This window comes from Coleofasciculus sp. H7-1, from assembly GCF_057473865.1.
The window spans coordinates 104,627-126,191 of the sequence record NZ_JBYCCT010000054.1; the positions used below are offsets into that span (position 1 = coordinate 104,627).

A 21,565-nucleotide genomic window follows, 5' to 3' on the forward strand; every position below is an offset into this window, starting at 1 on the left:
TTGATGTTGCTGGTTCAGATTCCTTGGGCACAACGGATCTGGGCACTCCCGTTCTTTACCGTTTTGGCACCGTCTGTTCGCGCAGCGTCTTTGCAGGAGAAATGCTATCACCAAACTCGCAAGCAGCAACATAAAACGCTGCTCGACTGGGCACGAGACTTGTTATGCTACGCTGCCTGAATTGGATAAAGTCGAGCTAAGAGGATGACTGATGGCTAATGACTACTAATTCTTCACCTACTGCAACTTGATGTACTTTTCCACATCTTCAATCTGGGGATCTGGGAACTGAGTTAGCACTTGCCACAAAACCGTGTAACTGCCATCAGCGCGGCGGCTGACGGGACGGAAGGCGACAAGGACATCGCTGCTGGGCGTTTCTAGAATTTGGTCAAGATAGCGGCGTTGTCCCCTAGAAACGGTTCCTCCCGTCAGCACCACTTCCGGCACCTGAAATTGGACTAATCGCATTAAGTAGGTGTGGTTCAGCATTGCTGGTGCATTTGGCGAGAGGCGGTCGATCGATGATGCGATCGCTCTTGTCTGTTGCACTGGTTCGCTGAAAGCCACCTCACCCAGCTTGCCCGTGATAAAGCGCTGTCGATCTACCTGGATGGATGCCAATTGATTCGGGGGACGATAATTGAGGAAAAACTGGCGTGTTTGCGGCGATAAGGCGCGGGCTTTCTTCAAGGTGGGGTCGAGGTTTTCTAAGGGTACTTCTCCCAAATCCACCATGAAGCCATAATCCAGCCCTTGCTGGGCAATCTCAAAGTTACTCCCTTCCAGCCGAACGGCAAAGCGCGGGGTAAATTCATCCCCAGGAGCAATTCGCACCGATGAGGGAGTGGGTTCCTCATTGTTACCGCCACCAACCCCACGCAGCAAGGGTGGAAATGGGAAACGCTCTGCTACGCTGGGTGAGAGTCGGTTTCCTAGCGGATTCAGTTGTTGACGGTAAGCCGCAGATGGTAAAACGCGGGCAATGCCAGTGTTGGGCTGAGAAAGAAACTCGGTATACAGACTTGGCTCTTGCCGATACAGGGCGTAGGTGTTGCGTTCGTTTAATTGATACGTTTCGGCGATATCAGTAAAACGGGTGGATGGGGGAAATGCTGCCACGGCTTGCCCCAAGAACTTTTTGGCAGTTTGTAGGGTTGTCGTTGCTTGTAACGGGGGCGCGATCGCTGGCTGAATTGGAGGCTGATAGCCCGAAATCGGCGTCTTTGCCGCTACGCCAACGACTGGCGGTTCGGGGGCGGGGAATTTGGGCACTGGAACGGACAACCTCTGGGGAGGTACGGTTAAAATCGACGGTTCACCGATTGCCAGCGGATTCGGTCTGGTGGGAGCGAGAATTGACTGTCGTCTTTCTAGCACCGGACGCAGCGGCAATAATTGCTGAGTCGAAGCATAGAGGGCACAGTATACCTGCGCCTCTTGCAACGTTAAATTAGAGCCTGCTGGGGTAACGCCGTTCGTGCGGGTACACAGCAGGGCAGGATTAGGATATTGGCTCTTGAGAAAGCGGTCTACTTCTCCCTGGTGGAGGAGGATCTGCCCCTCCGCTGCGAAAGGACGGTAGGGATCGGGAGAGGCGATCGCTCTTTCTATCCGATTAACTAAATTGATTTGATTCTGCACCAGTCGCTGGGCTTGGGGCCAGAAACTTTGAGCCGAAGTTGACCTCAAAGGGCTTTGGCGACTTACATCCAGCATTTGGGACTCTGTGGCAGCGATCGCCCGTCCGGACGCCAAACTTAGTAGGGAAGACACAAAAATTAATAATAAGTACCGCATCTGCAACTCCTCAATCTGACAACTTGATGACAACAACCCAGTAGACCTTATTTATATTTCCCTGTTTTGACCCGAAAATTAAAGTCCTCTGTTTTTAATAAACTCATTGAATAACAGAAAATGTTTTTACTATCTATCACTTCTTGAACTTCCTACCTAACAGTCTACAGAACTCTACTTATTTGTTTTCTTTTTACTGGTCTTGTTTAAATATGTGTTTTTTTATTAAGAAAATAAGTTGTTTTAATCAGCTTCTTAATTTGCTTGCTAATTGAAAAATCTCAAAAAATTGTTGTAAAGGAGCGGACGGTCAAGGTTAAACTCCCGCAACAAGTAACGATCTAATTCTTAAGGAAGATAGACAGTTCCAAAAAACCAGAAACCTAGGGATTGAAGTTATATCTGAAGATTGATGGCTTTAGTCAAGAAAAAAGTAAAAATTGAACTGTTACGAAGAGACTAATTCGGCTCTGTAGTAACACAATTTGGTTAGGTTCAGTGGCAATCGGAGAAAACACTGATGTTAGGACAACATAAGCGTGCTGTTGGCGTATTTTCAAATTACCAAGACGCCGAAGTAGCACTGACCGAGCTAAAAAATTCTGGTTTTTCGATGGACAATGTGTCCGTAGTAGCCCGAGACGCGGACAAAGGGGACGACATTGCTGGTGCTGATGTAAGCGATCGCGTTGGCAACAAAGCCGACGAAGGTGCGAAAACGGGTGCCGTCACCGGAGGTGCTTTGGGCGGTCTAACAGGCTTGCTAGTCGGTCTGGGAGCCTTGGCAATTCCAGGACTTGGTCCTGTCATGCTAGCGGGAGCAGCAGGCACAGCCATCGCTACAACCCTTTCTGGCGGTGCCATTGGTGCAGCCGCAGGAAGTCTGTTGGGTGCATTAATTGGTTTAGGAATTCCTGAAGAACGAGCCAGACGCTATAACGACCGAGTATCCCGTGGGGATTATTTAGTCATGGTAGATGGCAACGACGACGATATCCGTCGTGCCGAAGCGATTCTCAGTCATCGGGGAATTGAAGATTGGGGTATCTATGATGCTCCTGCTACTAATACAACTCGCACTACTGATATGGCCGAGCCGAGTGGCACATATCAAACTCCAGTAGTTGATCCGACTCCACGCACGGATAGCCCGGTTCAAATCATCGACCGCCGGGAACAGACTCTTTAGGCTGAATGTGAACGATTGAACGGGGTGGGAGGTAAAATACTTCCACCTCTTATCTGCTCGAAGTGAGGAATTGAAAAAATGAACAAGGTTTTAACATTACTGTTTAGCGGCGTATTGTTGGTGAGTGTTGCAGCTTGCGACAACAATGAGAAAACGTCCGCTGGAGCGGATTCTGACGCGAGTCAGACTTCTTCGCCTGCTGCAAACGGAGCCGCCAGTCCAAATGCCAGCGCCCCAGCATCGCCCTCGACTGATGATTCAGCAAAACCCGATCAAGGCGCGAAAAACGATGCATCGAGTGATGTCCGCAAAAGACAGCTAGAATCAGATATTCGGGCACGCGAACAACGCAATGAGGTGGCTGGCGACCCCCTAAAAAGAGCTGATAGCGACTTGGAAAGCGAAGTTCGCAACAAGTTAGAAGCGAACTTGCCCAGTAGCAAATTAGAAATTGACGCTAAAGACGGAGCTGTAACAGTTGTAGGAACCGTAGCCAATGCAGATCAAGTGGGCAAAATAGAACCACTGGCGAAGCAAATTAAGGGTGTTAAGACGGTAACTGTTCAAGCGAAAGTTGCACCAACAGTTAAAAATTAACTGCGATGACTTTGTAACTGTAATTTGATTTCGCTTGTGGCAAAACCACGAACAGATTGGTAAAGAGTTAGGGAGGAAAGGGTAATGGTGCTTACTCAGCCAAAACGCGCTTTTGGCGTGTTTTCAAACTTGCAAGATGCAGAAGGCGCAATTGAGGAATTAAGAGCAGCTGGCTTTCCCATGAATCAGGTTTCTGCGATCGGCAAAGAGTCTGAGCCAGTATCCCCGCCATCGGCTTCTAAAGCCCAAGAAGGAACAACCATTGGCGCGATCGCGGGCGGTGCAGCCGGAGGCGTCTTAGGTTTGGCGCTGGGACTGGGCACCATTGCCGCCATTCCCGTTTTAGGGCCAATTAGCATTATTGGGATGGCAGCAACGGCTTTAGCTACTACCTTAACCAGCGGTGTGATTGGTGCAACCGCAGGCGGCTTATTGGGTTCATTGACTGGCTATGGGATTCCTGAAGAGCAAGCCGCAGTTTACAGCGATCGCATTCATCATGGCGACTATTTCTTGATCGTCGAAGGCACAGAGGCAGAGGTGCGTCAAGCCGAAGCAATTCTCAACCGCTGGAACGTCCAAGAATTGAGAATTTACGACGCCAAGACACCGACAGGGCCACCCATCACTGAAAGGTCTCTTTAATTTAAATATTCTCGTCTAGATGACAACAGGTGCATCTAACTATAAAAACCCGTTTTCGGAGCGAAAACGGGTTTTTATGCTTTGTATATTTATCGATCGCCATTACCTTTCCGGCTCCTCTTTTCCTGCCTCCAGTGGCAAGGTGAGGCTAAATAATTGCACAATGGAAGCAGTTTATCAATGTTGCTGCAAGACAAATGCCGACCTTACTGGCTGATGCCAAAAACTTGCTCGCCGACTTAGTCGCTCGTTACTCACCCCACGTCGATTATTTAGCAATTCGGATAGAAGAAGCCGAAGGAACTGATATCTTTTTGCGCGGCGATCGGGTCGAAACCCTCACTGAAGGCATCTCCATTGGTGGACAAGTCCGGGCTTGTTACAAAGGAGGCTGGGGCTTCGCCAGCTTTAATCAGCTTTCCACCTTAGCAGAACGGATTGAAGAAGCGATCGCTGCCGCTCGAATTATTGGCGATGAAGAAACCCTGCTGGCTCCGATAGACCCCGTGCAGGCGATTTGTAAACTTCCCCTAGAAGGCAGCGATCCGCGAGAGATATCGCTGGCAACCAAGAAACAATTGTGCGATCGCTACACCGAAATCCTCAAGAGCGCCAGCTCTTCAATCACCACCACCTCCGTGCGCTACAGCGACAGCTCCCAGCGAGTCATCCTCGCCACCTCAGACGGAACGCTGATTGAGCAGTCTTGGGTGGATATGGAAATGCGCTTTGCCGCCACCGCTCGAAATGGCGAAACCGTGCAAACAGGACGAGAAACGACCGGCTCCCGCAAAGCCTACGAAGACTTAACAAATTTGGACGAGCAGGTTCGTAGTGCCGCTCTCCGTGCCGTGAACGCCCTCTCTCTGCCTCCGGTAAAAGGCAATACCTACACTGTCGTCATCGATCCCATTCTCAGCGGTTTATTTGTCCACGAAGCTTTTGGGCACCTTTCAGAAGCAGATATGGCTTATGAAAACCCCGATATTCTGGAAGTGATGACCCTGGGACGCCGATTTGGGCCAAAAGAACTGCAAATCTTTGACGGTGCCGCTCCCGCCGGTCATCGCGGCAGCTACTTATACGACGATGAAGGGACACCTGCTACCACCACTCAGCTAATTAAGGATGGCATCTTAGTCGGACGCCTCCACTCTCGCGAAACTGCCGGAAAGCTCTCGGAAGCCCCCACCGGCAATGCCCGTTGTCTGAATTACCACTATTCCCCCCTCGTCCGCATGACGAATACTTGGATTGAGCGGGGCAAAACGCCCGTGCAGGATTTATTTAAAGGGATCAAAGAAGGCGTCTACGCTCGTAACTGGCTGGGTGGCATGACGAATGGAGAAATGTTTACTTTCTCCGCCGCTGAAGCTTGGATGATCCGCGACGGCAAGATTGCCGAACCCGTTCGGGATGTGACGCTTTCAGGGAATGTTTTCAGTACCTTGGCGGATATTGAAGCGATTGGGGATGATTTTTACTGGGATGAATCCGGCGGCTGCGGTAAGGGAGGTCAAAATGGCTTGCCAGTAGGCTGTGGCGGGCCAAGTCTCCGCATTCGCAATGTTATTGTGGGAGGCGATGCAGAGTAATTAAAAATTAAAAATTAAAAATGGGGAGTTGTTAGTGTCATTAGTTTTTCGTCGCCTATATTTTGACTTCTCCCCCATTCCTGGAAGGGAAGAAGGTTGGGGGTTAGGTCATTCCCATCAAGAAAACTTCGTGACACTGACGGGATTTGGCAATTTTTAATTTTTAATTTTTAATTGATTATCTACCTGTTTGAGCAAAGCTTCTAGGGTGGAGGAGTTATCTAAAATTACATCAGCGCGATCGCATTTCTCCTGAATGGGCATTTGGCTAGTAATCCTGGCTTGCGCTTGTTCTAAAGTTAAGCGATCGCGCTTGATTAATCTCTGAAGTTGATGTTGTTCGGAACAGTATACGACCCAAATTTCCGTACACAGAGCCGTCATCCCCGCTTCAAACAGCAAAGGCACCACCAAAACCACAGTCGGATGCGAGTTGAGTTCTGGCATTTTTTCAATCAAGCGATCGCGCACATCAGGATGAATCTGTTGCTCTAGCCAACGCCGCTCTTCGGGCGAATTAAACACAATATTGCCAAGCTTTCGGCGGTCTAGCGTCCCATCCGGTAGCAGCATATCTGCTCCATAGCGCTCAACAATTTCGCTGAGAATGGGCGAACCCACTTTCACAGCTTCTCTAGCATAAATATCCGCATCCAAAACCGGCAAATTGTAGTGACTGGCAAGATAATTTGAGACAGTCGTTTTGCCAGTTCCAATGCCTCCAGTCAGACCAATAACGCGCATCATGAATTAACTGGCAACGAAATATCTAAGCCGCGCTCTTGCAAAAGTTGCAGCGCCCTGAGGGCGTCAAACTGAGGCAAGCTATAGTCAGCCAGAATCAACTCGATACCGGGATGCAGTTGGGCGAGGTAATCGGCTTCTGTCTCTACACGCTGCCAGTCGGGTTTAAAGCCAGCCAAACTTAGTGCGTGCAAAGTTAATTCAGCATCAGCCAGGGAATCCTCAAGCAGTAAAATCTGGAGCAGAGCGGACATGATGACCTTCTTGTAAGCAGGGGGAATTGAGCCGTGGGTGGGGTTACACCACTGTGCGCTTTTATAGAGCGTGTACTCTGAATTATTACGTGTTCAGTGTAAATTCAATGGCGATGTTTCTATCTTTTATAGCTTTTATCCTTAAGAATGCTGGCTGCTAGCGGCTTGGGGTCTGGTTCAACAGCAGCCAGTACAACCCTAATTGCTGCACAGTTTCGGTGAACTGTTCAAAGTTCACCGGCTTAACGATATAACTGTTGACCCCCAAACGGTAACTCTCTAAGATGTCGCGTTCTTCGTTCGACGAGGTGAGAATTACTACTGGAATCATCCGAGTTTGGGGGTCGGATTTGAGGCGCTGCAATACTTCCAACCCGTCTACTCTGGGTAGTTTGAGATCGAGGAAAATGACTTTGGGGTGGTTTTCAGGGTAGCGATCGCGATAGGCACCTGTCCGGAAAATGTAGTCTAGGGCTTCAGCACCGTCGCGGGCAACTTGGATGCGATCGCTAAGGTTGTACTTTCGCAAAGCATAAAGTGCCAATTCCAGGTCGTTGGGATTGTCTTCGACCAGCAAACATTCTGCTGAGCGCTCACTCATGAGTATTGCCCCCTGTTAGGGTAAAGTAAAATGTTGTGCCTTGGTTGACGACTGACTCAGCCCAAATCCGTCCGCCGTGGCGATGGATGATGCGCTGCACGATTGCTAGTCCCACTCCGGTTCCTTCATAATCTTCAGCACGATGCAGCCGTTGGAAGACGCCAAAGAGTTTATGGGCGTATCGCATATCAAAGCCTGCGCCGTTGTCTTTGACGAAATAAACGACATTCGTTAAAGAGCGATCGGTCTCTAGTTCTGGGTCATTCGTTAATGACTGATGACTCCAGCCAATTTCAATCTGGGCGACTTCCCGACCGCGCGTGAATTTTAGGGCGTTTGTCAGCAAGTTGACAACTACCTGCTTGAGTAAAGCGGGATCGCCTTCGCAGGTAGGTAAATTGCCGATAATCATTTCAAATTGCCGATTTTGCTGTTCGTGCCATAAGTCTCTTAGCACTTGGCGTACCAAGTCAGCGATCGCTACGGTTTGTTTCCTCAGTGGCTGGCGCGAAAGGCGCGAAAATGCAAGTAAGTCATCAATCAGTTGACCCATTTGCTGGGCGTTGTTTTGCACCAGTTGCTGATAGCGTTGGGCTTCCGGATCGAGTTGTTCTCTATATTCTTCCAGCAAAATCCGCGAAAATCCGTTGATGGCACGCAAAGGCGATCGCAAGTCGTGAGAGATGGAATAGCAGAAGGCTTCTAACTCTTGATTGGCGGCTTCCAGTTGCGCGGTTCGTTTGATGACTCGTTGTTCAAGTTGGCCGTTCAACTGGCGAATCGCTTCCTCTGCCTGTACTTTTTCGGTGATGTCGGTGCAGGTGCCTATCCACTCTCGCACGTCACCGTCTTTTGATAATACAGGAACACCACGGACATTGAAGTAGCGATAAATACTATCAGCACGCCGCAGGCGAAACTCAGTGTCATAGACGTTTTTCGATTGGATAGCGTCAGACCACTGCTGAGCAATGCGATCGCGATCGTCTGGATGGATGGCATCTAGCCAGCGCCAGCCTAGTATTTCTGCCTCGCTTTGACCCGTATAGACTCTCCAATCCGGCTGATTGGTCACAACCTCTCCTTGGGCGTTGCAAGTCCAAACCATCTGTGACGTAGCGCGTGCCAAAGAACGATATCGCTCCTCACTCTGCCGCAACGCCTCTTCAGCCGCTTTACGCTCGGTGATGTTGCTGACCAAGGCAATAAATCCTTTGACTTCACCGTGTTCCCCAAAATGTGGCAGGTAAGTGGCATTGACCCAACGCGTCCCTCCATATTCATAGGGCACAGCGCTTTCGTAGGTTACTTCCTGCCCTGACAATGCTGCCTCGACATACTGCTGAATTGCCTGATAAGCCGACTCACCTAAAACTTTTCTAATGTGCTGTCCGGTGACTTCCGCCTGAGATTTGCCGAACCATTGTTCGTAAGCCCGATTATTAAAGTGATAGCACTGATCCGAATTGATATAGGCAATCAGCACCGGCAAAGCATCTGCAATCAGGCGCAGTTGCTCTTCACTATGTTGCAATGCTTCCTCTGCTTGCTGGCGTTCCAGAGCAATCCCGGCGATTTGGGTGGCAATCGTGGTCAGATGTAACTCATCCTGATTCGGTTGCCTCGCTTCGGGGTGATACATCACAAAAATGCCCAATACCTTACCATTGCTGGAAAAGATAGGCGTAGACCAACAGCTTCGCAGTTTGTGGCTTAATGTCAAATCCCCGAAATCCGCCCAAAGGCGATCGCTGTCAATATCTGAAACAATGACGGGTTTACCGAAAAACGCCGCCTTGCTACAACAACCAAATTCAGCGCCAATGGCGATGCCATCGATCGCCTGATTGTAGCTTTCTGGAAGGCTGGGAGCGGCTCCATGCCGCAACTTGTTCTCTTTTTCGTCAACTAGCAGAATCGCACAAAAGCTTTCACCTGATTGTTTCTCGATAAACCGAACCAAAACATCCAGAACATCGACCAGTGCTGCGCCAGTGGCAATCATTTCCAGTACCTGTTTTTGTCCGGCGATGAGCGTCTCAGCTTGCTTGCGTAGCGTAGCGTGCCGCAGGCTTTCGCTAATGTCTGTCATTGAGCCGATTATCCGCACTGGATTCCCCCGATCGTCATAGGCGACCAATCCCCGGTCAATTACCAAAGCATAAGAGTTGTCGGCGCGACGGTAGCGATATTCATCCGACCAGATTTGTCTTCCACTGTCGATCGCAGCGTGAATCCCAGAGACAACCCGCTCTCTGTCTTCTGGGTGTATATTTTCGCACCACCAATTGGCATCAAAACCGACTTCAGTTGCTGAGTAGCCGAAGAGTTTTTCGATGGATTCGTTCCACTCTACCCGGTTTGTCAGCAAATCCCAGTCCCAGATTGCATCGTTGCTGGCTTTGGCGACGAGGCGGTAACGGGTTTCGCTCTCCCGCAGCGCCTCAAGAGATTGTTTGCGATCGCCCTCAGAACGTTCTAGCGACGCCGCCATCGTGTCAAAGGCACCAGCCAATTGGCTGACTCCAAAACCGTGATTAACGCCAGTACGAACGCTCAAATCGCCTTCTGAGAGCCGCTGCATTGGCTTCAGGAGCGCCTTCACCCGACGCAAAATAAACACGTCGCTACCCACCCAAGTGGCAGCGATCGCTAACACGGCGACCAACCCCATGCCTGCTAAGTTGCGGTGCAACTGCCTGTCAGCAGCAGCAAAGGCGACGGTTTTGGGGATGCCCACCGACACGTAGATGTTGCAGACGCGATCGCCCTTGTCTCTACAAGCGCCCTCCAGCGGCGCGATCGCATACAATCGCGCGACACCATCCACGCCAGCAGCCTCCACCGTGCCTGCCCTTTTTTGCCTCAGCATGGTTTTAACCAGAGGTGTCTCCGGCGCGGCTTGCCCCACCCAGGTTTCGGGGTTGGGGTAGCGAGCTAAAATTATCCCTTTGCTGTCAATAACCGCGAACGTCGAGCCTGGTGGTAGCTGGGCAACGTTCGCGCGTTGACTGAACGATGTCAAATCTAGGGCGGCAAAAACGACCGCTTTTACCTTGCCTTCGTCTAGGACGGGATAGCTGAAAAAAATCGCCGGTTTGCCCGCGATGCGACCAATTTGATAGTCTCCCGCCCAGAAGTCGCGCTCTTTGACAGCATCCCGAACCCACGAATCGTTGACTAAGTTCAGGGGCGCTTTTAGGGGGACGGCGCTGCAAAATAGATCGCCCTGAGATGTAACGGCTCCTAGGTTGACATAAACTGGGTATTCTTGCCGCAAATTTGCTAAAAACGCGCTACACGCTGCTGCGTTAGTTGGGCGCATTTGCGGGAGTTGCGCCAGCACGACGAGTAGCTGACGAGTGCTGTCAATCAAGCGCGCTTGATTGGCGGTAGCCAGCCTAGTCATCTGTAGCGCATCTGCCTGAATGTGAGTTGTTTGGTGTCGGCGTTCCTGGAAGTTTGTGTACATCAGCGCAAACGCCGGGACGACAGCCAGCAGCACCAGGCAGGTGAGGCGCATTCGCAGCGAAACTGCGTATGCTTTGGCTTTTCGCAAACCCTGTCCAACAGAGTTCGATGATTTTGATTGCGATCGCTTACGCCAGCCCATTCTTTAACAATTTCCTTTTATGCAGGAGTAAGGCTGTACCCCGTTGAATTGCTGCCGCTTCGCTAACGGCTTTTTAAAGCTTGGGGTTAAATGAAACATAATATAGCAATCCTATTTTAGTTGTGAGCCAGCCCTTCATATCCCCGACAACTCTTACGAAGTCGGGGATCTCGCTTTCACGATTTTTACAAACCTTGAAATGCACTCTTTCCCCATTCAATCCTTAGTCTTATTCTCTGGTAAGCCAAATAGCACAAACCTGCGAATCAGGGGTTCTTTACTATGGCGTTGCCGCAATAAGATAACTTTTACTAATAGCTTCCAGGCAGTAAAGGAAAATATAGCGGGAAATGCCATTTGAGACGCGATCGCTAATTTTCCTTGCCGAACCGCTAAAAACGCTGCACGCAGTTTGAAATAAGCTCGCCAGTTTTGAAGGTTGGAAATAGTAGCTTGGTGCTTTTCACTAACTAAAGCATAGGTTTTTTCCATAACTAAAATGTTTTTATCTAGTAAATTATTTTTAACAGGGTTTTTTTTGCTAAACGGTTGAGGGAAAGTAGCTGTCCCGAAAAGCTTCCAGGCAATTAGCAGCGAAACAGCATTTAAAGCGATTTTGATAGCGCTAAAAATTTTTCCTTGCCTAAAAGCAATCCGGCTACAGCGGAATTTTAGAGAAATGCGTAATTCTTGAAGACGTGCTGTTTTAAAACGAGCCTTTTGAGCAATAGAATTATGAATAGATTCAGAGTAAGGAATCGATTCAGACAGCAAACCATTGGGAGCTACTTGCTTTTGATGCGAGAATGGTTGCTGAGGATGCGATAGATGGTTAATTGCTAAAAACTTCCAGGCAATCGGTGAAAAAACTGATGGAAATGCCATCTTGATGGCACTCAAAATTCTTCCTTGCTTGAGAGCCACCAGACTCCAATGCAGTTTAAGATAAGCTTGGATATTCTTAATTGGAGGAGTTTCAAGGCGGTGAGTTTCACTCACCAAAGCATAGATTTTCTCCTTGATCAAAATATTAGTATCCAGCCTAGTTTTTAGAGGAAATTTTTGATTGTAAGCTCCAGGCCAAATTGTGCGATAAGCAAGGCACTGATTTACAAAAACAGCATCTCCAAACTGGGCAATTTTAATCCAGGAATCAATATCATCAAAGTTCGCATCTAAGCGAGAATCCCAACCGCCGGATTTCAGAAAAGCCCAACGAGCGAAGACAACTTGAATGGGAGTGCCAAAAGGGATAAGTTCTAGTAGCATCCCAAAATGAAGGTCTTCTTGGGGAATATAGAAAGCTTTGCCGGGGCCAATTTGTCTGGTTCTGTAGAGTTCGACCTCGTTGACATCAACCTGCGCCGCTAGACAAGAGGCGATGACAGCGTTTGGACACAGCGCGATCGCCCGATTCATTTCCTCTAGAAAATTTGGTGCTAAATAGTCATCATCATCAACCGGCTTAATCCACTCGCCTTTGGCAAGCTGCACTCCAGTATTCATCGTCGCTGAGTGACCGAGGTTAACCTGATTGCGGTGATAAACTAGGCGTTCGTCACCTTTGGCACGAAGCGATGCTACTAGACAGCTGACATAGGCTTCGGTGCCATCAGAAGAGCAGTCATCAGCAACAATGACTTCACAAGGCAGTGTTTGGGCAAGAGAGGTGTCAATTGCCCGTTTTAGCAAGGAAAGGCGGTTATAAGTCGTAATAACGATGCTGAATTTCATCCCAGCTCCGCTTGGGATACCTCTGCCAAACTTATCCTGTCTCGGCACATAAAGAGAAGGTGGAGATTACTAAGTTTGCAAAGCTTTATACTACAACGCTCAGTCAATTTTAGGTTTTAGAGCATCCCGTGAAATTGCAATACACGCCCACACCCTTCAGAGTGTGGGCGCATGCATTGAGATGCTCCCTTTTGGATTTTCAAGCGATGTTGGTAGGCGATCGCTTGAAAATCCAAAATTGACTGACTGAGAGCTAGTTGCTGGGCGCAAAGCAGTGGGACGTAAAGTTGCCATGCAACCCGTAAGGGATATGATGCTTCAAGTGTAATCGCGCCACCGGACCTCGATCGACGTGCGCGGCATCTAAAATTACCACATCAGAGCGGTGGTGAGCAGAGTCATAAACTAACGTCAGCACCCAACCCTCATGTTCACACGTACCACCCGGACGCGGCACAAAGATCGGTTCGCTGACATAGCCTTCAGGTGCCGCACTCCAGAGTTGGCGACGATCTGTCTTTAAATCTATCTTGAGGATAGCTTGGAGAGGCGCATTGCCTTGGGCAGCATGAGCTGCACCCAGATACAGATACTGATAAGGGCGTCCCACTTGTTCGGGATGAACGAAGGGAAACTCGCAACAACGACTTTCTAACAGCCTACGCCGTACCGTTTTATTCTTTAAGTCCAACTGGAACCGCCACATTTTTCCGGGGGATAGCGCCTGAAAGTCCACCTCCCGATAGTCCGATTCCGGCTCAACCTCTGGAAAAGACTCATAGCAAATTGAGTCAATACAAATTTCGTCGCCTTGCTCAAAGGCATTGGCATGGTGGAAGACAAAACCCGACTGAGTTTCAAAAATCTGCATTTTTTCCCCTGGTTGGGGGTTGCGGGGAATCACTACAATCCGGGTGAGTTGCTGCGGCTGGAACTTGACACACTCACCAGCACCGCGAAATCCCAACAGGAAAGGCACAGGGTTGAAGGAGACGGGATTTTGGAAGAAGATACAGTAATTAGGCGTAATAGCAAAATCGTGGATGAAGGCGAAGCCAGGAACGCTGTGAGAGTTACGCTGCACAACTTTGCCAGCCAAGTCTAATTCATAGATAATGATAGTGCTGGAAAGACCCGGTTTAATTGCAAAGTTCACCAGGCAAGGGGCACCACCGAAGCGATCGCATCTAGGGTCAATTCGAGGATGGGCGGCAAAGGCGTCACCATTTTGCAAAACGCCGTCCAAATATTCTTTCCCCAGCGTTTCCAAGGTGTTGGGGTCTAAGCGGTGAGGTTCGGCAGCTTCCCAAAGCGCCAAGAGTTTGCCACCCCAGTAAATGACGTTGGTGTTGGCAATATTTTTCAGTTTCACATCAAAGGCATTGGCTAGCCAACCACCGGGCTTCTGGGTGCCAAAGACGCCGCGATAGAGAATTTTACCGACTTGCTGTTCTTCCACATAGCCCTGTGTGCGGACATAGCGATTGCGAAAGTGGGCGCGACCCTCTGAAAAGGCGATCCTGGCAATCATGCCATCCCCATCAAACGGGTGGTGGATGCGCTGACCATTGACATCTAGCAACCCAGGGCCATTCCGAAACAGTGTCCCTTCTAGTTCTGCGGGAATCTCCCCTTCAATGTCATCAATCCAATAATCCAATTCTTGCGGCAACGATTCATAGCCTTTTTGCCACTTTTTGATGTGGTAGGGAAGTCGATCGGGCACCTCTGTGGGCACCGGAAAGCGCTCTGGTGTTGGTAAATTCTGCATATTAAGATATTCGGCAAGTTGGAAAAATTCTTGACGTGATAGTGAACTAGGACAGAAGTGTTAGCGTCGCAGCACGTTAAGTAGGCGGGATTGATTATTTGTAGTAGTGGTTAGCGCGTAACCCATGCAGGTGTTGGGTTTCAAGAGCGTTTTCCATTCCCTACGAAAATCTTCAATTTAATTGCATCCGCCTACTTAGTGCAGCCTTCTGATTCTCGTTCTCAGTCTGAAACTGGAAGAAGAATCGGCACTGCCTACTCTTCATCCTTCCTCTTTTACTCAGCGGATTCTTCTACTGTGGGGATGAGTTCAGGAAGAAAGTCAGGGACAAAAGACCGTTCCCGATGCTGGACGGGGGTTGACTGTATATGCATGGCTGATGACGGTTGCAGGCTTGGCATCTCGCCATCTGGCTCTATTTCCGGTTTGCCTGCGGGTAGCCAACCGACGAGTGGCAGTGGCAGGAGGGTTGATAGATTTGCAATTACTACCAGCTGCCAGAGATGCTCAAAATTCCTTTCGGTGATGCCCAGCCAATAGGTGAGGACGGCTCCCAGTTCGTGGGACAATAATCCTGCCATATTTGTGACCGACATCAGCAGCGCAAACAAGGTCGCTTCTACGCCAGCCGGACATAGCCGCGCCGCGAGTACCAACAATGGCATATAGGCAATCTGTCCCATGACTGTCAGAATTAGGCTGTCTCCCAGGCTGAACCAGCGATCGTCGATGCCTAAAGAGCGGTTGGCATGAGTCACCAGCAGCAGCGTGGTCATTCCGAGTGCCGCTGAGATGACCGTTGTCCAGGTGAAAATGGTGCGAAAGGGGACGGCTTTGAGAAACCGCTGGAAAATTGCAATTCCCACCAGGGAGGCGATACTGGTGACTAGGCGTACTCGTCCCAGAAATTCTGGCTCAAATCCCAGTTCGTTGGTGGTGAAGTAGAAAAAGGCGCTATCTGCTGTCGGTGTGGCTTGCAAGAGAAAAAGAAAGACGGTTGGTAGCCAGATCGATTTTTGGCTAAGGGCTTTTCTCAGTTGTTTGATCTGGTTAGCGACGGTGGAGGCTTGCACGCGATCGCTAATTGGCTCTTCTGCGATTAACCAAGCAACTGCTGACACAATTAAGGGAAAACCAGCGGTAATGGCAAAAATGGTATGGCTGCCGAAGTTTTGCAACAGGGAACCGCTAAAATACGCAGTGACTAAGCCTCCCAGCGATGAGGCACCCCAGGTGAGGGATTGCAGGGAACCGGCATCACTCTGAGACTCTACCCTGGCTCGTTCTACCACCAGGGAGTCTACAATTACATCACTGACAGCCACCGAGAGGGACGAAAGCGCGATCGCTACTGTCGCCGCCCAAGCTGTATGCACAACCGTTGCCAGACTAACCCAGGAAATCGCTCCCAATAGTCCGGATAAAATAAGATAAGGACGCCGTCGGTAGCCAAACAACGGTAGACCATCCGACAGAAACCCAAACAACGGCTTTACCACCCAAGGTATGGCAGCAATGCCCATCAAAGCCGAAACTTGAGCCGGACTTAGCGAAAGTTCATCTTTCAGAAAAAAGCTGACTGCTAGACGCGCTAAACCCAAGATTCCCTGCACCAAATAGACCGTTAGAATGGCGCATAACTCAGGAGTCGGCTCATGACCAAAGAACACCTTTTTGAGCGCGGAGTTCTTGATTTCGGACATACCAGAGGGGGAAAACTGCATTGATAACTTTTTTTAAGAAATATCAACATTTACCCTATGATAACCTCCCAGTTTGGATGTGTTGTCAATTCAAAGCCGGGATAGTCAGTGGTTGGTAGTCCTTAATCCCGTCCTCTCCAGAGAGTACAGATTAGACAGGACAGGAACTTCAGGGGCTTCAGGGGAGAATGTGAGGACAACCGCATTCGGTAATCTTGTGGTGGGAAAGAAGTCGTCCATAAATAGTGGCTTGTATAGGGTTGGCGATATTTGTGAGTCGTCCCATCTCGATTAAATTCATCCCTAGAAATCAGCGATTTTTTCTTTTTAACTGACTCCTGACCGTTCGCGCAAAATGAGGGGTGTAGCCCATCATTCCCCAAATGCCATAATGTGGTAATGCCAAATCAGCAGCCAGTAAATTTACCAGTTTTCGATTCCCGAAATTAGCCCTAAAGCTACAGTAGAAAATGCTATGGCTCTGTCTTTGCCTCTGTTTCTCCCCATGTTAGCTGCGAATTAGGCTAGGGCGACGATGAAAGGCTTTTTTGAATCCCAGACATCCGCGCTATTTAATCTAAGCGATCGCCTCAAGATTGCGTTGTCGGACTTCACAGGTGTGCGAGTGGTAGCGATCGCCAGTCTTGTTGTGAGCGGGTTCGTCATGGGAGTGCGTCATCTGGGTGGTCTACAAGCTCTAGAACTCGTCGCTTTAGACCAACTGGTACGGTTACATTCCGATCCAGGCCCCGATCCCCGGCTGCTGGTTGTAGGCATTACAGAAGGCGACATTCGCACTCAGAAGCAATGGCCTTTATCTGACCGGACAATGGCGCAGCTATTGGCAAAGTTGCAATCATTTCAGCCCCAAGTTATTGGCTTAGATATGCATCGGGACATCCCGCAACAGCCAGGAAATGCCGAACTTAAGGCGCAACTCCGGGAAAAAAACATCGTTGCGATTCAGAAATTTGGCGACACGGAGCTGGAACTGGTACCGCCGCCGCCGGGACTTCCAGAGGATCGTGTTGGTTTTAACGATTTGCTGCTCGATCCAGATGGCGTTGTCCGCCGCAATCTGTTGTTTGTCTCCGACGATACAACCACTTACTTCTCGTTTTCCCTGCGACTAGCGATCGCCTATTTAGAAAGTGTAGGCATCAAACCGGACTCCAGCCAACAAAATCCTGATTATATTCAACTGGCTTCATCAGTATTTGTGCCGCTACAGGAAAACTCCGGCGGGTATCAAAATATCGATGCGCGGGGCTACCAAGTTCTGCTGAATTACCGATCCTCAAACGTGGCGCGGCAAGTTACGCTCACCCAAGTGTTGAAGGGAGAGATTGACCCGAACTGGGTGAAAAACAAGATTGTGCTGATTGGCACAACGGCACCCAGCGCCAAAGACACTTTCTCAACTCCCTACAGCCCAGCCGAACAGAAAACCGCTAAGATGTCCGGAGTCTTGGTTCATGCCCAAATGGTAAGCCAATTTATCGACGCTGCCACGGGGGAGCGACCCCTGTTTTGGTTCTGGGATGAACGGATGGAGGTGCTATGGATTGTCGGATGGACGCTGCTGGGTGCGATCGCGGCTTGGTGGTTGCGGCATCCCGTTGTCTTAATTTTGGGCGGCGGCGTTGGTTTGGGGGTTTTGTTCGGCACCTGCTTCTATCTGTTTACCCAGCAAGGATGGGTGCCCCTGTCGGCTCCAGTGCTAGGATTTATCCTCACCAGCGGGGTTGTTATCACCTACCGCTCTTATGATGCACAGCAGCAGCAACAAATCATCATGAAGCTGTTGGGACAGAATACTTCACCGGAAGTTGCCAAAGCTCTCTGGAAAGGACGCGATCGCCTGCTCAAATCTGGGAAATTACCAGGAATTAAGCTAATCGCAACCATGATGTTTGCAGATATCAAAGACTTCAGTACCATCGCCGAACAAATGCCTCCGGAAGCATTGCTGGAATGGTTAAATGAAATGCTGGATGTCGTCACCCACGAAGTCATCGACCATGAGGGCATTATCAACAAGTTTACAGGGGATGGCTTTATGGCTGTGTTTGGCGTGCCGATGGATCGCATCCACAAGGAGGAGGTCGCTCTTGATGCCCAGCGCTCGATAGAGTGCGCTATAGCAATCAGCGAAATTCTAGAGGAATTGAACCAAAACTGGAAAACTCGCGGCTTGCCGGTCATCCAGATGCGAATCGGAGTTTTTACAGGTCCAGTCGTCGTTGGCAGTTTAGGAGGCAAAGACCGCCTAGAATACGGCGTCATTGGGGACAGCGTCAATACTGCCGCCCGCCTGGAAAGTTGCGAGAAACACCGGCAACCGAGCAACTGTCGCGTCCTCATCGGCAAGGAAACCCTGGTTCATCTTGATAACCAGTTTCTGGTCGAATCTTGGGGGCCATTGCCACTCAAGGGCAAACAGCAAATGGTTGATGTCTACCTTGTGATGGGGCGTCAAAGGGAAGAAGCGTCAGAAGTTTGAGGAGTGGCAAATTTTCAACAAACGGCGAGTGTAGATGCTCCTGCTACGGGCGCGATCCTGGATCGGTATTCGCTCTTCGTGGCGATCGCGATTTTTTTCTCTTTCCTCTAACTATTTGTTCCGATTAGTTAGTTTATAAAAATTCATGAATATTTTTTACGCTTATTAAAGCAGTGTCATAAATCGTTAAAAATTAAGGGCACTATCAGAAGTATGCTGAATGATGAAAAACTCACTCCCCAGATAAATCGGTTGCTCTTGTTAGCAGGTATCATACTTTCATCAACATCAACTTCCCGATTAATTGGGTCAGAAAGCAATAAAAGCGAAGCGATTTTTTCTGATAAAGAGGCATTTCGATGATTGAAAAAATTTTGTTAGCGGACTCTGGAATCGGACATTCTAAAGAGATGCTCAAGGCTTTGATGGAACTGCCTTCGATCCAACGGGCATCAGTCACCATCTTGCACGTCGTTCCTTCTCAAATTACCACTGAGGCAATGACTTCAAAGTGGGAGGAGGGAGGCAGGACTCTCGCTACAGCTATCCAGTCTCTGAACCTAGACCCAAATCACGTGAACACCATGCTGCGGCAGGGCGATCCCAAGGATACGGTTTGCCAGGTAGCAGAAGAAATAAATGCTGATTTGATTATTATGGGTTCGCGGGGGCTGAAGCGTCTGGAATCCATTTTAGAAAACTCAGTTAGCCAATATGTTTTCCAATTGTCTTCCCGCCCAATGTTGTTGGTGAAAGACGATATTTACGTCAAGAAAATCAACCGCATCATGGTGGCAATGGACGGCTCAGAATCGGCACAACAGTGCTTAAATCTGGCTTTGTTTCTGTTGCGAGATAAAAAGGGAGGGCAGTTGGTTCTGGTTAACGTCAACAAGGCTCGGACAGGTTTTGAAGAAGCAGCCAACGCTGAAAAAAATCCTGTACTCGCTCCTGCGATCGCCGCCGCGAAAAAACAAGGCATTCCTTATAAGTGTGTCACAGGAAACGGTAAGGCAGGGCCAGAAATCTGTCGTTTGGCAGAGGAATTAAATGTTGACTTGTTGATGCTGGGTTCTCCCGATCGCCGTCCTTCCATTGCCAAAGGTTTACCAGATTTGGATCGGTTGCTAGGAACTTCGCTATCCGACTACGTGCGAGTCTATGCAAATTGTCCCGTTCTCTTAGGACGCACGGCGACTGCGTAAGAAACGCCAAACCTAACCCTTAAAAAAATTCCCCTCGCCGGAGGAACATGGCAAAAGCCTTGTTTATACTACAGCGGGGGGATTTTGTTCGATACAGATTATTAAGGATTCTTGTTGCTTTCGCGGCTAGCAGTTTGGATGTACAGAATCAACAAGAAAACTGTGGGAACCAGCACAAACAGGATGCTGGCGACAAAACCAAGATCGTTAACTTGCATTGAACCCAGCCTCTAATTAACTTTAAAGCACCACCTTTAAGCATATCATCTGGTGTCTGTCTTGAGGAGAGTGCGATCCCCAAGAAGCCAAAGCGCGATGCTGTCGCAGCCGCAACGCTTACGCACTCTTACGACGATCGCTATTCAAACACTGGAGGCCATAATTCAGCAATCGGCAGCTCCCAACCAGGGAATAACTCTAGGATAGTCAGAACGTCCCCATCCATCAGCACAGTCGGCTCTCCTGTGGGACGATAAACAGTTACAGTGAGTCGATCCGGGTCAATCAATATCCCTACCTGTGCCCCTAATCTCACAAACAAGTTTATTTTCTCTTCTAGAGGTTTGATGCGATCGCTTTGAGATTTAATCTCTACTGTTAAGTCGGGAACCAGTTCGGCAAAGTAGCGCAGACGTTGCCTAATCCTAATTGTCTCTTGGCGATCGTTTTATCCAGAAGAGGGAACTTCTCCTTCAATACCATTTTTGAGAGATTTCTGAAGCCAGTGCAACCACTCCACATTAGATATCTCTTCAAAGCTGGGGTCATAGTAGCAGCTAAGGTCATATACCAGAATGTCGCGTAGTTGCTTATCGTCGGAGGTCATCTCTAGCAGCCGATCGATTTCATTAATAGTTTGTTGAACTGCTGAATGTGACTCCCCTGTCAAGTAACGATGAACAACTGCCTTCGCATCTGGATCGTCGAGATCCCAGTCTTGATGGAAGTAAGCACCCAAAAACTGAGCGAGTGCAGGTACGAGTTCTCCGATCATGATTCTGGATAGGCTGTAAGAATGTAGTAACCGAGCAATGAACTAGCATCTCGTACAAGCACAGCTGTTACATTGGCAACGGGTACTGTAGTGGAAGCACCGCGAACTAGGCTAGTCCCAACCACAATGCTAGCATTGTGGTTGATCGAAAGCCGGGAGCCACCGCCACTCAGACTCAACCAAGTGTTAATTACTGTCAGGTTGGCAGTAAGGGCATTTGCTATTGCTTCTTCTGCTATCGAGCGATTGTCGAAGCTAGAAACAAGCCTTCTTCTCGGTTCACTAGCAAGTCGATTAGCAAGTTGAGCCTGTGTCTGACCGATGTGCCTTGCTAATGTGTGACCTCCTGCTAATTCATGTGCTGTCAAACCACCACCGGGGACTAAACGACTAAAGTTAGTCACTGCTTGTTTTTTGTTGAGAAACTGAGTCGCTTTTGATAGTAGTTCAGCAAAGGCAGCAAAATAAGGATTGATTTTCAAGGATAGCGATCGCACTCAATTCCTCACAGGAGCTTGCCCGACTTGTGACTAGGGCGCGATCGCACTTGTTGACATCCTCTCCGGAGATTACCGACAAGTCAGGCAAGCACTTTGTTGGGGTATAGGATAGCGTTG

General features: G+C 49.1%; 17 protein-coding genes and 2 pseudogenes. 7 read left to right on the forward strand and 12 right to left on the reverse strand.

The window, feature by feature from the left end; genetic code table 11:
* Nucleotides 1–3: 3 nt before the first annotated feature.
* Nucleotides 4–180 carry a hypothetical protein gene (locus AC2VDX_RS13880; RefSeq protein ID WP_378181426.1) on the forward strand — a complete coding sequence of 59 codons (177 nt, stop codon included), beginning with the start codon at nt 4–6 and terminating at the stop codon, nt 178–180.
* A gap of 57 nt (nt 181–237) precedes the next feature.
* On the opposite strand, the gene AC2VDX_RS13885 is transcribed toward AC2VDX_RS13880, so the two are convergent.
* Nucleotides 238–1,800: a hypothetical protein gene (locus AC2VDX_RS13885; protein ID WP_378181423.1), complete on the reverse strand. Its 1,563-nt coding sequence runs from the start codon at nt 1,798–1,800 to the stop codon at nt 238–240.
* A 520-nt stretch (nt 1,801–2,320) separates the two neighbouring features.
* Here AC2VDX_RS13885 and AC2VDX_RS13890 point away from each other — a divergent pair.
* The 4 genes from AC2VDX_RS13890 (at nt 2,321) to AC2VDX_RS13905 (ending at nt 5,826) form a co-directional block, all read left to right on the forward strand.
* Nucleotides 2,321–2,989: a general stress protein gene (locus AC2VDX_RS13890; protein WP_378181420.1), complete on the forward strand. Its 669-nt coding sequence runs from the start codon at nt 2,321–2,323 to the stop codon at nt 2,987–2,989.
* Nucleotides 2,990–3,067: 78 nt separating this feature from the next.
* Nucleotides 3,068–3,586, forward strand: a complete 519-nt coding sequence (locus tag AC2VDX_RS13895; RefSeq protein WP_378181417.1) for a BON domain-containing protein — start codon at nt 3,068–3,070, stop codon at nt 3,584–3,586.
* A gap of 84 nt (nt 3,587–3,670) precedes the next feature.
* Complete coding sequence (locus AC2VDX_RS13900; RefSeq protein ID WP_378181415.1) at nt 3,671–4,231, forward strand: DUF1269 domain-containing protein; 561 nt, start codon at nt 3,671–3,673, stop codon at nt 4,229–4,231.
* Nucleotides 4,232–4,428: 197 nt separating this feature from the next.
* Nucleotides 4,429–5,826, forward strand: coding sequence for a TldD/PmbA family protein (locus AC2VDX_RS13905; protein ID WP_378181412.1), 1,398 nt, complete (start codon nt 4,429–4,431; stop codon nt 5,824–5,826).
* Nucleotides 5,827–5,982: 156 nt separating this feature from the next.
* Here the strand turns inward: AC2VDX_RS13905 and coaE are convergent, their stop codons facing one another.
* The 7 genes and pseudogenes from coaE to AC2VDX_RS13940 form a co-directional block, all read right to left on the reverse strand.
* Nucleotides 5,983–6,573, reverse strand: coding sequence for a dephospho-CoA kinase (coaE, locus tag AC2VDX_RS13910; RefSeq protein WP_378181409.1), 591 nt, complete (start codon nt 6,571–6,573; stop codon nt 5,983–5,985).
* Nucleotides 6,570–6,824, reverse strand: coding sequence for a hypothetical protein (locus tag AC2VDX_RS13915; protein WP_378181406.1), 255 nt, complete (start codon nt 6,822–6,824; stop codon nt 6,570–6,572). The genes coaE and AC2VDX_RS13915 overlap by 4 nt, the downstream gene beginning before the upstream one ends.
* A gap of 157 nt (nt 6,825–6,981) precedes the next feature.
* Nucleotides 6,982–7,425, reverse strand: a complete 444-nt coding sequence (locus tag AC2VDX_RS13920; protein WP_378181403.1) for a response regulator — start codon at nt 7,423–7,425, stop codon at nt 6,982–6,984.
* Nucleotides 7,418–11,038, reverse strand: coding sequence for a PAS domain S-box protein (locus tag AC2VDX_RS13925; protein ID WP_378181400.1), 3,621 nt, complete (start codon nt 11,036–11,038; stop codon nt 7,418–7,420). The genes AC2VDX_RS13920 and AC2VDX_RS13925 overlap by 8 nt, the downstream gene beginning before the upstream one ends.
* 840 nt (nt 11,039–11,878) lie before the next feature.
* Nucleotides 11,879–12,772 (reverse strand): annotated as a pseudogene (locus AC2VDX_RS13930) (glycosyltransferase family 2 protein); the annotation flags it as partial.
* A 253-nt stretch (nt 12,773–13,025) separates the two neighbouring features.
* Nucleotides 13,026–14,543 carry a carotenoid oxygenase family protein gene (locus AC2VDX_RS13935; RefSeq protein ID WP_378181397.1) on the reverse strand — a complete coding sequence of 506 codons (1,518 nt, stop codon included), beginning with the start codon at nt 14,541–14,543 and terminating at the stop codon, nt 13,026–13,028.
* 275 nt (nt 14,544–14,818) lie between these two features.
* Complete coding sequence (locus AC2VDX_RS13940) at nt 14,819–16,267, reverse strand: folate/biopterin family MFS transporter (RefSeq protein WP_378181394.1); 1,449 nt, start codon at nt 16,265–16,267, stop codon at nt 14,819–14,821.
* A gap of 514 nt (nt 16,268–16,781) precedes the next feature.
* Here AC2VDX_RS13940 and AC2VDX_RS13945 point away from each other — a divergent pair.
* Both AC2VDX_RS13945 and AC2VDX_RS13950 read left to right on the forward strand, forming a co-directional pair.
* Nucleotides 16,782–18,749, forward strand: a complete 1,968-nt coding sequence (locus AC2VDX_RS13945) for a CHASE2 domain-containing protein (RefSeq protein ID WP_378181391.1) — start codon at nt 16,782–16,784, stop codon at nt 18,747–18,749.
* A gap of 359 nt (nt 18,750–19,108) precedes the next feature.
* Nucleotides 19,109–19,954: a universal stress protein gene (locus tag AC2VDX_RS13950; protein WP_378181388.1), complete on the forward strand. Its 846-nt coding sequence runs from the start codon at nt 19,109–19,111 to the stop codon at nt 19,952–19,954.
* Between the two features lie 101 nt (nt 19,955–20,055).
* On the opposite strand, the gene psbM is transcribed toward AC2VDX_RS13950, so the two are convergent.
* From psbM to AC2VDX_RS13970, 4 genes and pseudogenes are all read right to left on the reverse strand, one after another.
* The gene (gene psbM / locus AC2VDX_RS13955; protein ID WP_190414683.1) at nt 20,056–20,172 is read right to left on the reverse strand and encodes a photosystem II reaction center protein PsbM; all 117 of its coding nucleotides are present in this window, start codon (nt 20,170–20,172) and stop codon (nt 20,056–20,058) included.
* A 140-nt stretch (nt 20,173–20,312) separates the two neighbouring features.
* A pseudogene (locus tag AC2VDX_RS13960) lies at nt 20,313–20,600 on the reverse strand (Uma2 family endonuclease); the annotation flags it as partial.
* A gap of 21 nt (nt 20,601–20,621) precedes the next feature.
* On the reverse strand, nt 20,622–20,948 hold the full coding sequence (locus tag AC2VDX_RS13965) for a contact-dependent growth inhibition system immunity protein (protein WP_378181385.1): 327 nt from the start codon (nt 20,946–20,948) through the stop codon (nt 20,622–20,624).
* Nucleotides 20,945–21,352 carry an RNase A-like domain-containing protein gene (locus tag AC2VDX_RS13970; protein WP_486928179.1) on the reverse strand — a complete coding sequence of 136 codons (408 nt, stop codon included), beginning with the start codon at nt 21,350–21,352 and terminating at the stop codon, nt 20,945–20,947. Before AC2VDX_RS13970 ends, AC2VDX_RS13965 begins: the two co-directional genes overlap by 4 nt.
* Nucleotides 21,353–21,565 lie beyond the last annotated feature (213 nt).

Excerpts from the sequence above, each read along its gene's own strand:
- AC2VDX_RS13885 (WP_378181423.1), bottom strand. The coding sequence starts at position 1,800 with ATGCGGTACTTATTATTAATTTTTGTGTCTTCCCTACTAAGTTTGGCG.
- coaE (WP_378181409.1), bottom strand. The coding sequence starts at position 6,573 with ATGATGCGCGTTATTGGTCTGACTGGAGGCATTGGAACTGGCAAAACG.
- AC2VDX_RS13915 (WP_378181406.1), bottom strand. The coding sequence starts at position 6,824 with ATGTCCGCTCTGCTCCAGATTTTACTGCTTGAGGATTCCCTGGCTGAT.
- AC2VDX_RS13950 (WP_378181388.1), top strand. The coding sequence starts at position 19,109 with ATGATTGAAAAAATTTTGTTAGCGGACTCTGGAATCGGACATTCTAAA.
- AC2VDX_RS13900 (WP_378181415.1), top strand. The coding sequence starts at position 3,671 with ATGGTGCTTACTCAGCCAAAACGCGCTTTTGGCGTGTTTTCAAACTTG.
- psbM (WP_190414683.1), bottom strand. The coding sequence starts at position 20,172 with ATGCAAGTTAACGATCTTGGTTTTGTCGCCAGCATCCTGTTTGTGCTG.
- AC2VDX_RS13905 (WP_378181412.1), top strand. The coding sequence starts at position 4,429 with ATGCCGACCTTACTGGCTGATGCCAAAAACTTGCTCGCCGACTTAGTC.
- AC2VDX_RS13890 (WP_378181420.1), top strand. The coding sequence starts at position 2,321 with ATGTTAGGACAACATAAGCGTGCTGTTGGCGTATTTTCAAATTACCAA.
- AC2VDX_RS13925 (WP_378181400.1), bottom strand. The coding sequence starts at position 11,038 with ATGGGCTGGCGTAAGCGATCGCAATCAAAATCATCGAACTCTGTTGGA.
- AC2VDX_RS13940 (WP_378181394.1), bottom strand. The coding sequence starts at position 16,267 with ATGCAGTTTTCCCCCTCTGGTATGTCCGAAATCAAGAACTCCGCGCTC.
- AC2VDX_RS13895 (WP_378181417.1), top strand. The coding sequence starts at position 3,068 with ATGAACAAGGTTTTAACATTACTGTTTAGCGGCGTATTGTTGGTGAGT.
- AC2VDX_RS13935 (WP_378181397.1), bottom strand. The coding sequence starts at position 14,543 with ATGCAGAATTTACCAACACCAGAGCGCTTTCCGGTGCCCACAGAGGTG.
- AC2VDX_RS13965 (WP_378181385.1), bottom strand. The coding sequence starts at position 20,948 with ATGATCGGAGAACTCGTACCTGCACTCGCTCAGTTTTTGGGTGCTTAC.
- AC2VDX_RS13920 (WP_378181403.1), bottom strand. The coding sequence starts at position 7,425 with ATGAGTGAGCGCTCAGCAGAATGTTTGCTGGTCGAAGACAATCCCAAC.
- AC2VDX_RS13880 (WP_378181426.1), top strand. The coding sequence starts at position 4 with ATGTTGCTGGTTCAGATTCCTTGGGCACAACGGATCTGGGCACTCCCG.
- AC2VDX_RS13945 (WP_378181391.1), top strand. The coding sequence starts at position 16,782 with ATGAAAGGCTTTTTTGAATCCCAGACATCCGCGCTATTTAATCTAAGC.